General features: G+C 63.9%; 10 protein-coding genes. 7 read left to right on the top strand and 3 right to left on the bottom strand.

The genetic code is table 11. The annotated features are described in order from the left end of the window. Positions 1-25 precede the first annotated feature (25 nt). Genes ectB through AC04PT_RS11080 form a run of 3 tightly spaced genes read left to right on the top strand, consistent with a single transcriptional unit; the run spans position 26 to position 3,145 of the window. Complete coding sequence (ectB, locus tag AC04PT_RS11090) at positions 26-1,318, top strand: diaminobutyrate--2-oxoglutarate transaminase (RefSeq protein WP_482873748.1); 1,293 nt, start codon at positions 26-28, stop codon at positions 1,316-1,318. A 4-nt stretch (positions 1,319-1,322) separates the two neighbouring features. Further along, entirely contained in the window at positions 1,323-1,727 is a 405-nt protein-coding gene (locus AC04PT_RS11085) for an ectoine synthase (protein ID WP_482873747.1), read from the top strand. Continuing rightward, positions 1,724-3,145: an aspartate kinase gene (locus AC04PT_RS11080; RefSeq protein WP_482873746.1), complete on the top strand. Its 1,422-nt coding sequence runs from the start codon at positions 1,724-1,726 to the stop codon at positions 3,143-3,145. The genes AC04PT_RS11085 and AC04PT_RS11080 overlap by 4 nt, the downstream gene beginning before the upstream one ends. A 62-nt stretch (positions 3,146-3,207) precedes the next feature. Here the strand turns inward: AC04PT_RS11080 and AC04PT_RS11075 are convergent, their stop codons facing one another. Then, positions 3,208-3,825, bottom strand: a complete 618-nt coding sequence (locus AC04PT_RS11075; protein WP_482873745.1) for a lytic transglycosylase domain-containing protein — start codon at positions 3,823-3,825, stop codon at positions 3,208-3,210. A gap of 152 nt (positions 3,826-3,977) precedes the next feature. On the opposite strand from AC04PT_RS11075, the gene AC04PT_RS11070 reads away from it, so the two are divergent. Together AC04PT_RS11070 and AC04PT_RS11065 are read left to right on the top strand one after the other, a co-directional pair. Then, entirely contained in the window at positions 3,978-5,771 is a 1,794-nt protein-coding gene (locus AC04PT_RS11070) for an ABC transporter transmembrane domain-containing protein (RefSeq protein WP_482873744.1), read from the top strand. A 135-nt stretch (positions 5,772-5,906) separates the two neighbouring features. Next, the gene (locus AC04PT_RS11065) at positions 5,907-7,790 is read left to right on the top strand and encodes an acyl-CoA synthetase (protein ID WP_482873743.1); all 1,884 of its coding nucleotides are present in this window, start codon (positions 5,907-5,909) and stop codon (positions 7,788-7,790) included. A 139-nt stretch (positions 7,791-7,929) separates the two neighbouring features. Here the strand turns inward: AC04PT_RS11065 and AC04PT_RS11060 are convergent, their stop codons facing one another. Next, positions 7,930-9,096 carry an alpha-hydroxy acid oxidase gene (locus AC04PT_RS11060; RefSeq protein ID WP_482873742.1) on the bottom strand — a complete coding sequence of 389 codons (1,167 nt, stop codon included), beginning with the start codon at positions 9,094-9,096 and terminating at the stop codon, positions 7,930-7,932. Between the two features lie 137 nt (positions 9,097-9,233). Here AC04PT_RS11060 and AC04PT_RS11055 point away from each other — a divergent pair, with 137 nt between their 5' ends. After that, positions 9,234-9,779, top strand: a complete 546-nt coding sequence (locus tag AC04PT_RS11055; protein ID WP_482873741.1) for a heme NO-binding domain-containing protein — start codon at positions 9,234-9,236, stop codon at positions 9,777-9,779. 4 nt (positions 9,780-9,783) lie between these two features. Further along, positions 9,784-11,145 carry an ATP-binding protein gene (locus AC04PT_RS11050; RefSeq protein WP_482873740.1) on the top strand — a complete coding sequence of 454 codons (1,362 nt, stop codon included), beginning with the start codon at positions 9,784-9,786 and terminating at the stop codon, positions 11,143-11,145. Here AC04PT_RS11050 and trpA read toward each other — a convergent pair whose 3' ends face one another. Beyond that, complete coding sequence (trpA, locus tag AC04PT_RS11045; RefSeq protein WP_482873739.1) at positions 11,146-11,937, bottom strand: tryptophan synthase subunit alpha; 792 nt, start codon at positions 11,935-11,937, stop codon at positions 11,146-11,148. It lies immediately after the preceding gene. Between the last annotated feature and the right edge of the window lie 110 nt (positions 11,938-12,047).

Raw genomic sequence — 12,047 nt, 5'->3', positions numbered from 1 at the left:
ATTTACCGAACCAAAGGAGGGCCTCATGACCGAGACCCAACAGAATACTATTTTCGAACGCCGCGAGAGCGAAGCCCGCTCGTACTGCCGCGGTTTCACCACCACCTTCACCGGCGCGTCCGGGTCGATAATGACCGACGTCGAGGGCCGCGAGTACATCGACTTTCTCGCCGGGTGTTCGTCGCTGAACTACGGTCACAACGACGCCGACATGAAGGCGGCGCTGATCGAGCATATCTCGAACGATGGCGTTGCGCATGGCCTCGACCTGCACACCAATACCAAGGCGGATTTCCTGAGCGCCTTCGAGGAGCACATCCTCAAGCCGCGCGATCTGGACCATAAGGTGATGTTCACCGGTCCGACCGGCGCCAACGCCGTCGAGGCCGCGATCAAGCTAGCCCGCAAGGTCACCGGCCGCACCAACGTGATCTCGTTCACCAACGGGTTCCACGGCGTGACGCTTGGTGCGCTGTCGGCCACCGGCAATGGCTATCACCGTGGCGGGGCAGGGACCGAACTGCCCGGCGTGACGCGGATGCCCTATGACGGCTACATGGGCGAGGATTTCGACACCACGCGCCTGCTAGAAAAGATGCTGGGCGACGCCTCGTCCGGCATGGACGCCCCGGCGGCGATCATCTTTGAAACGGTGCAGGGCGAGGGTGGCCTCAACGCTGCGTCTGCCGAATGGGTGCAAAAGGTTGCCAAGCTGGCCGAAGAGCACGGCGCGCTGCTGATCATTGACGATGTGCAGGCGGGCTGTGGCCGGACCGGCGGGTTCTTTTCGTTTGAGGAATTCGGCGTCACGCCCGATATCATCACCATGGCGAAATCCATCTCGGGCTTCGGCCTGCCGATGGGGCTGGTCCTTGTGCGTCCGCAGCACGACGTCTTCGGCCCTGCCGAGCACAACGGAACCTTCCGTGGCAACAACCACGCCTTCGTCACTGCCCGCGTCGCGATTGAAAAGTTCTGGGCCGACGACAGCTTTGCCGAGACGCTGAAGCGCCGCGAGCAGATCATTATTGACGGCCTGCAGGCCGTGGCCGACCTGTTCGACGGCGCCTACCTGAAGGGCCGCGGCCTGATGCGCGGCGTCGATGTCGGCTCGGGCGAACTGGCCGCCGACATCTGCGGGCGTGCCTTCGAAAAGGGTCTGGTGATCGAGACCTCCGGTCCGAACGACGAAGTGGTCAAGGTGCTGGCACCGCTGACCACCCCGGACGAGACCTTCAAGAAGGGCTTTGCCATCCTGCTGGAGGCCGCCGAGGAGGCCGCCAAGGCCAACGAAACCATGCAGATCGCAGCGGAGTAACACCATGATTGTCAGAGACTTCAACAAGATCGTCGAAAACCAGAAGTCGCGCGTCGTGTCGGATGCGGATTGGACATCGGTGCGTATGCTGCTGGCAGATGACGGGATGGGCTTTTCGTTCCACATCACCTTCCTCAAGGAAGGTTCGGAGCACACCTTCGAGTACAAGAACCACTTCGAGAGCGTCTACTGCATGCAGGGCAAGGGCTCGATCACCGATCTTGCCACCGGCGAGACGCACGAGATCGCGCCCGGTGTCATGTACGCGCTGAACGAACATGACCGCCACGTGCTGCGGGCCGAGGAAGAGCTTGTCATGGCTTGCTGCTTCAATCCGCCGGTGACCGGCAAGGAAGTGCACCGCGAAGACGGATCCTATGCGGCACCGGAGGAACTGGAGGACGCATGACCCATACAGTCGAGAAAATCGGCGGCACGTCGATGTCGCGGCTGGACGAGTTGCGGGACACGCTGTTTATCGGCGACCGTGACAACCTTTACGGCCGGGTGTTCGTGGTCTCCGCCTTCGGCGGAATCACCGACCTGCTTCTGGAACACAAGAAGACCGGCAAGCCCGGCGTCTACGCTGATTTCGCCAGCGCCGACACCGATCACGGCTGGCACGACGCGCTGGACCGCGTCGCTGCCGCCATGGTCGAGGCACATGAGACGGTGCTGGACCACACCGGCGATCGCGACCGCGCGGCGGAGTTCGTGCGCGAGCGTATCGAGGGCGCACGCAACTGCCTGATCGATTTGCAAAGGCTTTGTTCCTACGGCCATTTCCGGCTGGAATCGCACCTGTTGCAGATCCGCGAGCTGCTTTCGGGGCTGGGCGAGGCGCATTCCGCGCTGGTGGCCACGCTGCTACTGCAGCGCGCCGGCGTGAATGCACGCTTGGTGGACCTATCGGGCTGGCGCGACGAGGGCGTTGTGTCGCTTGACGAGCGCATCAACCAGGCGTTCGAGAACGTCGATCCGGCCATCGAGATGCCCATCGTCACCGGCTACGCGCAATGCGCCGAGGGCCTGATGCGTGAATTCGACCGGGGCTATTCCGAAGTGACCTTCTCGAAACTGGCGGCCCTGACCGGTGCGCGCGAGGCGATCATCCACAAGGAATTCCACCTCAGCTCTGCCGATCCCAAGCTGGTCGGCGCCGAGGCAGTGCGCAAGCTGGGCCGGACCAACTATGACGTGGCCGACCAGTTGTCGAACATGGGGATGGAGGCGATCCACCCCAAGGCCGCGAAGACCCTGCGCCAGGCGGAGGTTCCCTTGCGGGTGACAAACGCCTTCGATCCGGGCGATCCGGGCACGTTGATCGACGACCAGAAGACCGACACCCCGGCTGTCGAGATGGTCACCGGGCTGGACGTGATCGCACTGGAGGTGTTCGAGCAGGACATGGTCGGCGTGAAAGGCTACGACGCTGCGATCCTCGAAGTGCTGACGCGCCACGACGTTCGTATCGTGTCAAAGGTGTCCAATGCCAACACGATCACGCATTACGTCGACGCCTCGTTGAAGACCATGCGGCGGGTCGAGCGTGACCTGTCCAAACTCTATCCGCAGGCCGAGATTTCCTCGCGGACGCTGGCGATGGCCGCCGTAATCGGGCGGGACCTGAACGGCCTGTCGGTACTGACACGCGGGTTGCAGGCGATTGCCGACGCAGGTCACACTACGCTTGGCGCCAGCCAAGGGCCGCGCAACGTGGACACGCAGTTCATCCTCGAACGTGAGGACCTGAAGCCTGCCATCAAGGCGCTGCACAAGGTCTTCATCGAAGAGGCCGAAACGGCCGCCTTTCCGGTCGCCGCCTGAGCCGCCGCGATCGTGACGTGAAAGCCGCCCCTCCGGATCGGAGCGGGCGGTTTCCTTTTGGGCTATTTGCCGAGAATCTTACGGATATAGGTCTGCGTCTCCCGGTAGGGCGGCACACCGCCGTGTTTGCGCACCGCGCCCGGCCCGGCGTTATAAGCGGCAAGCGCCAGCCGCCAGCTGCCGAACCTGTCATATTGCTGGCTCAGGTATCGCGCCCCGCCGCGGATGTTCTGCACCGGATCATAGGGATCGACCCCCAACTCACGTGCCGTTCCCGGCATCAACTGGGCCAGCCCAATGGCGCCCACGGATGAGAGCGCCCTGGGGTTCCACGCCGATTCCTGACGGATCAGGGCTAAAAACAGCGCCTCGGGAATGCCATGCAGTCGCGCCTGTCTGCTAGCTTCATCACGATAGACCGCGATGGAATCGCCGTGGTCCGACCCTTCCGGTACAGAAGTCACGGGCGGGGCCACGCGCGTGCCGAGCGACGGCAGCGAGGCTTGCCAGAGGCTGCCGCGCGCGCCCGTGGCAGGGGGTATCTCGCTGGCCTGAAGTCCCGCGCCGGTCAGCGGAAGCCGCGGCGCATTTGTCAGCCCCAACCGATCGGCGCCGGCGGTGTCAAAAAGGCTCGCGGCCGCTGTGGCGGTAGGGCAAGCGAGGACACAGAGCAGCAGCATTCGGCCGGTCGCGGTCAAGGGCACATCCTTTTCGCACCTCGCTATCAGGCAAAACCTAACGAATTTAGAACACCGGTGCCGGAGACAGGCTGCACAGCTTGCCCCCGCCCATCGCTTTCCGTAAACCACCCCGAAACCGGAAGGAGAGCCTGATGGCGCGAGGAATGGGCCAGCCCAGCGAAGAGCGGGACAAGTCAAAGCAGATCGGCGCACTGGCCGCGCTCTGGCCATTCCTGAAGCCCTATCGCGGGCTGCTGGCCGCCGCGGCACTGGCGCTGATTTCGACCGCCTGCATTTCGCTGATCCTGCCGCTGGCCGTGCGCCGCGTAATCGACAACTTCAGCGCCGAAAACGGCGCGCTGCTCGATCTTTATTTCTCTGCCGCGCTGGTCATCGCTGCGCTGTTGGCCGTCGGCACGGCGCTGCGCTACGCACTGGTCACGCGGCTGGGCGAGCAGGTGGTGACCGACATCCGCAAGGCCGTCTTCGACAGGGTCATCGGCCTGTCGCCTGCTTTCTATGAAAAGATCATGACCGGAGAGGTCGTCAGCCGGATCACCACCGACACCACGCTGATCTTGTCGGTGATCGGATCCTCTGTGTCGATCGCGCTGCGCAACCTGCTGATCTTCCTAGGTGGCATGGCTCTGATGCTGATGACCTCGCCCAAGCTGACAGGGTTGGTGCTGCTGATCGTGCCGGCGGTCGTGGTGCCGATCCTGACGCTGGGCCGCCGGCTCCGGGTGCTGAGCCGCGAGAACCAGGACTGGATCGCCTCGTCCTCGGGCAGCGCGTCGGAAAGCCTGACCGCGGTGCAGACGGTTCAGGCCTTTACCCACGAAAGGCTGACCCAAGGCGCCTTTTCCGACGTCACCGACAAGTCGCTCGACGCCGCAAAGCGCCGCATCACCACCCGCGCGCTGATGACGGCAATCGTGATCTTTCTGGTTTTCACTGGCGTTGTCGGCGTGCTTTGGATCGGCGCCCGCGACGTAAGGGCCGGCGACATGAGCGCCGGGTCGCTGGTGCAGTTCGTGATATACGCGGTGATGGTGGCGGGGTCGACGGCCGCCCTGTCCGAGATTTTCGGCGAATTGCAGCGTGCTGCCGGGGCGACCGAGCGTCTGGTCGAGCTGTTGCACGCGCAGGACGCGGTGTCGGACCCCTCCGCGCCTCTGCCGCTGCCTGCCGAGGTCACCGGTGCGATCCGCTTTGAGGATGTCAGCTTCACCTATCCGCAGCGCCCCGACGTCTCAGCCCTGGATCACGTTGACCTGACCATCGCGCCGGGAGAGACCGTCGCCCTTGTCGGGCCGTCCGGGGCCGGCAAGACCACGATCATCCAGATGCTGCTGCGGTTCTACGATCCGGCATCGGGCCGCATCACACTGGATGGCGTCGACATTGCCGCGATGCGCCGCAGCGACTTTCGGCGCGCACTGGCGCTGGTGCCGCAGGACCCGGTGATTTTCGCCGCCTCGGCGCGGGAAAACATCCGATATGGCCGCCCCGATGCGACGGACGCCGAGATCGAGGAAGCCGCCCGCGCCGCTGCCGCCCACGACTTCATCATGAAGCTGCCCGAAGGCTATGACAGCCAGCTTGGCGAACGCGGCGTGATGCTTTCGGGCGGACAGAAGCAGCGCATCGCCATCGCCCGCGCCATCCTGCGCGACGCGCCGGTGCTGCTGCTGGACGAGGCGACAAGCGCGCTCGATGCCGAAAGCGAACGCGCGGTGCAGCGCGCGGTCGATGCACTCAGCCGCGACCGGACGACGATCATCGTCGCGCACCGTCTGGCCACGGTGAAGAAGGCCGACCGCATCGTGGTCATGGACCACGGGCAGGTCGTCGCCGTGGGCAGCCATGACGCGCTGGTGGCAGAGGACGGACTCTATGCACGGCTGGCCCGGATGCAGTTCACCGACGGAATCGCCGCCGAGTGACGCCCCGCGCCCGCGCTTGGACGCCGCGTCGCGCTGTGCTGGACCGTGCGTCACTCTTGCACGCGCGACATTTCGCGACCATCCTGCCGCGCAAGGAAAAGCCCGCGGGAGACGGGCTTTAGGGGAGGGAAAGACATGGGTTTTGCCAACGTTGCAGGTCGCGACGCCATTGAGAATGAAATGCCGTGGGAGGACCGCGAGGTTCCGGTCACAATCCACGGGTTGATCGACCGCGTCGCCACGCGGTTTCCGGATCGACCGGCAATCAGCTATCAGCTGTTTTCGGGCGCGACGGACCCGGCCGAGACCGCGACGTGGAAGCAGTTTCAGGAGCGCACCAATCAGGCCGCAAACCTGTTCCGCAGCCTTGGCGTCGGCGAGAACGACGTGGTGGCCTTCGTGCTGCCCAACTGCCTTGAGACCGCCTATGCGCTTTACGGAGGGATGATCGCGGGCATCGTCAACCCGATCAACCCGCTGCTGGAGCCCGAGCAGATCTCGGCCATCCTGCGCGAGACCAAGGCCAAGGTGGTTGTCACGCTGCGAAGCTTCCCCAAGACCGATGTGGCCCAGAAGGTCGCCACCGCGCTGGAAGACGCGCCCGGTGTCAAGCACGTGCTGGAGATCGACCTCAACCGCTATCTGACCCCGCCGAAAAGCTGGATCGTGCCGCTGGTGCGGCCCAAGAACCCGGTCGGGCACAAGGCCAAGGTCGCGAGCTTCGTGGCCGAGATGCAGCGCCAGAACACGAAACTGGATTTCGAGGACATCCAGAAGGACCGCGTCGCCGCCTATTTCCACACCGGCGGCACCACCGGCATGCCCAAGGTCGCGCAGCACCTCTATTCCGGGATGATCTACAACGGCTGGCTTGGCGCCCGGCTGCTGTTTGACGAGACCGACAGCATCATGTGCCCGCTGCCGATGTTCCACGTCTTCGCGGTGCACGTGATCCTGATGGCGGCCGTGAGCTCCGGCGCGCAGGTGGTGTTTCCGACGCCGCAGGGCTATCGCGGCGAAGGCGTCTTTGACAACTTCTGGAAGCTGATCGAACGCTGGAAGATCACCTTCATCATCACCGTGCCCACTGCCGTTTCGGCGCTGATGCAGCGGCCGGTGGATGCGGACATCTCTACGGTCAAGACGGCGTTTTCGGGCTCTGCTCCGATGCCGATGGAACTGTTCAAGCGGTTCGAAAGCGCCTCTGACGTGCAGATCATCGAGGGCTACGGGTTGACCGAGGCGACCTGCCTTGTGTCAGTCAATCCGACCGAGGGCGAAAAGAAGGTCGGATCGGTCGGCATCCCGCTGCCCTATTGCCACGTCAAGATCATCAAGCGGAACGGCAACGGCCCCGAGGAATGCGCGGTGGACGAGATCGGCGAGATCTGCGTCGCCAACCCCGGTGTCTACGCGGGCTCAACCTATACCGAGGCCGACAAGAACCACGAGTTGTTTCACGAGGATATCTATCTGCGCACCGGCGATCTGGGGCGCATCGATTCGGACGGCTACCTGTGGATCACCGGCCGCGCCAAGGACCTGATCATCCGCGGCGGCCACAACATCGACCCGGCCGAGATCGAGGAGGCGCTGCTGGAGCACCCGGCGGTGGCCTTTGCCGGCGCCATCGGACAGCCCGATGCGCATTCGGGCGAACTGCCCTGCGCCTATGTCGAACTTGTCGGCGGGGCCAGCGTCACCGAGGAAGAGTTGATGGCGCACTGCAAGACGCATGTCCACGAGCGCGCGGCGCAGCCCAAGCACCTGACAATCCTCGACGAACTGCCCAAGACCGCCGTTGGCAAGGTGTTCAAGCCCGACCTGCGCAAGCAGGCGATCAAACGTGTCTATGACGCGGCGCTGGAAGAGCGTGGGGTCAACGCCCACGTGGCCGAGGTGATCGACGACAAGAAGCGCGGCCTGGTGGCGCGCATCGCTCGGTCCGACACCGCCCGGGACGAGGATGTCAGCCACGTGCTCGGCGCCTACACCCGCCCATGGGAATGGGCCGAGTAGGACTGAACGAGGCGGCACCACGGCCGCCCCGCGCGTCTGCGCGACCCGGTCCCGGACGTGGTCCGGGACCTCACCGCCAACGTCTGAGAAGAGGTCCCGGATCAGGTCCGGGACGGTGGTTCCGTCTGTCGAGGCCCGTCTACTTCTGCCAGCGCCCGCCGAAATCTTCGGGCACCAGAAGCACATCGCGCCCGACATCGTTGATGTCGCGCTTGCCGCAGAGCGCCATCGACACGTCCAGTTCCTTGTGGATCACCTCAAGCGCCTTCGTCACCCCGGCCTCGCCCATCGCGCCCAGGCCGTAGATATAGGCGCGTCCGATCCAGGTGCCCTTGGCCCCCAGCGCCACCGCCTTCAGCACGTCCTGACCTGAACGGATGCCGCTGTCGAGATGCACCTCGATCTGGTCGCCCACCGCGTCCATGATCTCGGGCAGCACCCTGATCGAGGACAGCGCCCCGTCAAGCTGGCGCCCGCCGTGGTTCGACACGATGATGGCGTCGGCACCGACCTGAAGCGCCATTTTCGCGTCCTCGGCATCTAGTATGCCCTTCAGGATCACCTTGCCGCCCCACATCTCCTTGAGCTTGGCGATCTTGGACCAGTCGAGGGTCGGATCGAATTTCTCGGCCGTCCAAGCCATCAGCGAAGAAGGATCGGAGACGCCCTTTACGTGCCCCACGATATTGCGGAAGCCACGTCGTTTGGTCTGCAACATGCCCAATCCCCAGCGCCAACGCGTCGCCAGGTCGGCGATCACTGCGGGCGTCATTTTGGGCGGGGCTGAAAGGCCGTTTTTCAGGTCCTTGTGCCGCTGGCCGAGGATTTGCAGATCGAGTGTGATCACCAGCGCCGAGCACCCTGCGTCGCGTGCGCGTTCCAGAAGGCGGCGAACATAATCGTCGTCTGTCATTGTATAGATCTGGAACCAGAACGGCTTCGTGGTGTTTTCGGCCACGTCCTCGATCGAGCAGATCGACATCGTCGACAGGGTATAGGGAACGCCGAATTTCTCCGCCGCCCGCGCCGCCAGTATCTCGCCGTCCGCGTGCTGCATCCCGGTCATGCCGACCGGGGCCAGTGCCACCGGCATGGCCACGTCCTGGCCGATCATCTGCGTGGCGGTGGTGCGGTTCGACATGTCCACCGCAACCCTTTGACGCAACCTGATCTCTTCGAAATCCGAGGTGTTTTCGCGGAACGTCTTCTCGGTCCAGCTGCCCGACTCGCAATAGTCGAAAAACATCTTCGGCGCGCGGGCCTTGTGCAGGCGTTTGAGGTCTTCGATCGAGGTAATCACGGGCATGAGAGGACGCTATCCTTGAAATTGGTCAATATTTCTTACCGCTTTGCGGGTGCCCGCGCAAGTGGCGCGGAACCGGCTTAAGCCGGACTTTACCAATGCAGGTTTATTGGGGGAACAGGATGCGAAGGAGGAGCCGCATGAAGGGTATGGTATTCACCGAATTGCTGAGCATGGCCGAACAGACCATCGGCGAGGACGCGGTCGACGACATCCTCGACAACCTCGTGCTGGACAGCGACGGGGCCTACAATGCCGTCGGCAACTATCCGTGCAGCGAGCTGATGGCCATCGTTGACGCCATCGGCGATCACACCGGCATCGCCGTCCCCGAGTTGCAGCGCCGGTTCGGTCAATGGATCCATGGCCGCTTCGTCGAGACCTACCCCGACTTCTTCGCGGACAAGGCTAACGCCCTGATGATGCTCGACGCGATCGAGAACGAGGTGCACGTCGAGGTGCGAAAGCTCTATCCGGATGCCGAACTGCCCACCTTTCGCACCGAATGGCAGGGCGACCGCGCGATCAAGATGACTTACGCCTCCGACCGGCCGCTTGTGCCCTTCTGCAAGGGGATGATCGAGGCCTGCGTCGCGCATTTCGGTGAACCGGCCGAGATCTCGGTGGCACAGTCCGATCCCAAGAACGACAAGTCCGCGGAATTCTGCATCCGGCTCACCGGGTGACACCTTGGGCGAAGAGGCGCAAACCAAGGCCGATGGGCCGGTTTCCCGGCGGCGCTATCTGCGCGAACGCAAGGCGCGGGAAGAGGCAGAGCGTCTGCTTGACGGCAAGAGTCGCGAGCTGTTCGAAGCCAACGAAGCGCTGAAGCTGCAGGCGGCTTCCCTGGAAGAGCAGGTGCGCATCCGTACCGCCGCGCTGAACCGCGCCAAGGGTGAGGCCGAGCGCGCCAACGACGCCAAGACCGCTTTCCTTGCCATGATCAGCCATGAGATCCGCACCCCGCTGAACGGCATCCTCGGAATGGCTGAGGCACTGAACGAATCCGGTCTGGAGAACATGCAGAAGGACATGCTCGAGGTCATGACCGGCTCAGGTCAGGCGCTGCTGTCGATCGTCAACGACATCCTCGATCTGACGAAGATCGAGGCCGAGCAGCTTGAGCTGGAAACCATCGAGTTCGACCTGATCGAACTGCTGGACGGGGTTTTCCGCCTTTATGATCACAAGGCCGAGGCAAAAGGCCTGACCTTCACCCGCGATTTCAGTCTTGCGCCGGCAACGCGGGTAGTTTCGGATCCGACCCGCCTGCGTCAGGTCGTGTCGAACCTGGTGTCGAACGCCCTGAAGTTCACCTTGGCCGGGTCCGTCAGCCTTGCAGCCGAAATAACGCAAGGCGCGGAGGGCACGCAACTGGCGGTGACCGTCACCGATACAGGACCGGGCATCGCGGACGACAAGAGACACCTGCTGTTCAAGCCGTTCTCGCAGACTGACGCCTCGATCACACGGCGTCACGGCGGCACCGGACTGGGGCTTTGGATTTCGCGCAAGATCTGCCGATTGATGGGCGGCGACCTGACCTTTCAGCCCAATGCGAGGGGCGGCTCGGTCTTTACCGCGGTTTTCAATGTCGCCCTTTGCAAAGGCGACGAGGCCGTGCAGGAGACCGAGCGGCTCGACGCGGAAGCGGTTCTTTTCGCTCGGCCCTGGGCGATCCTTGCGGCCGAGGACAATCGCACCAACCAACTGGTGCTGCACCACATGCTGAAACGCTATCCGTTGCGGATGACGATGGTCGAAAACGGGGCCGAGGCGCTCAAGGCGTATCAGGCGGGCGGGTTTGACCTTGTGCTGATGGATGTGAACATGCCGGTGATGGGCGGGCTGGAAGCGGCAGCGGCGATCCGCGCGCATGAGGCGACCAACGGATTGCGCCACTGCCCAATCATCGCGCTGACCGCCAACGCCATGACCCACCAGGTCGAAGATTACCTGCGCCGAGGCATCGACAGCCACGTCGCCAAACCGGTCAAGCGCGAGGTCCTGGCCCGTGCCATGGCCGAATGGCTGGTCGCCCGGCTGGACTGATCAGGCGCTGTGCGCGCCGTCCGCCAACGATTTCACGAAGCTCAACACCTCGTCGGTGCTCTTGCCGTCGCCCAGCTTCTGCACGATGGCCGATCCCACCACGCAGCCATCCGCCACCGACGCCACGTCGCGCGCCTTGTCGGGCGTATTGATGCCGAAGCCCACGATGACCGGCAGATCGGTGCCGGCCTTGATCCGCGCCACCTCGGGGCCGACATCGCCGGCCTGCGCCTCGGCCGATCCGGTAATGCCGGTGATCGACACGTAGTAGACGAAGCCGCTGGTGTTCTGCAGCACCTTCGGCAGACGCTTGTCGTCGGTGGTAGGGGTGGCAAGCCGGATGAAGTTCAGCCCCGCGGCCTGCGCCGGGATGCAGAGCTCTTCGTCCTCTTCGGGGGGCAGGTCGACGATGATCAACCCGTCGATGCCGGCGTCCTTGGCCTGCCCGAGAAACTTGGCCACGCCGCGCGAATAGATCGGGTTGTAATACCCCATCAGCACGATCGGCGTGCTGTCGTCGCCCTCGCGGAACTTGGTCGCCAGTTCCAGCGTGCGGTCGAGCGTCATGCCACCGTCGAGCGCGCGCTGACCGGCCAGCTGGATGGTGGTGCCATCGGCCATCGGATCGGTGAAGGGCAGGCCCAGTTCAATCACGTCGACCCCGGCGCCCGGCAAGCCGCGGACCAGTTCCAGCGAGGCGTCGAAATCGGGGTCGCCAGCCATGACATAGGCGACGAAGGCCTTGCGGTTTTCATCCTTCAGCGCGGCGAATTTGGCGTCGATGCGGGTCATGGGTCCGGTCCTTGCAATCTGTCCCCGGACATGTGCCGAATTTGCGCGGGCTTGTCCATGGTCAGGGAGCGTGGCGGTGCTTGCGCTTGCCCCGCCGCGTCAATAGAAGC

The organism is Litorisediminivivens sp. KMU-197, assembly GCF_056858395.1.
Note: the sequence above shows the minus strand (reverse complement) of the source record. Positions and strands in the feature narration are given on the sequence as shown.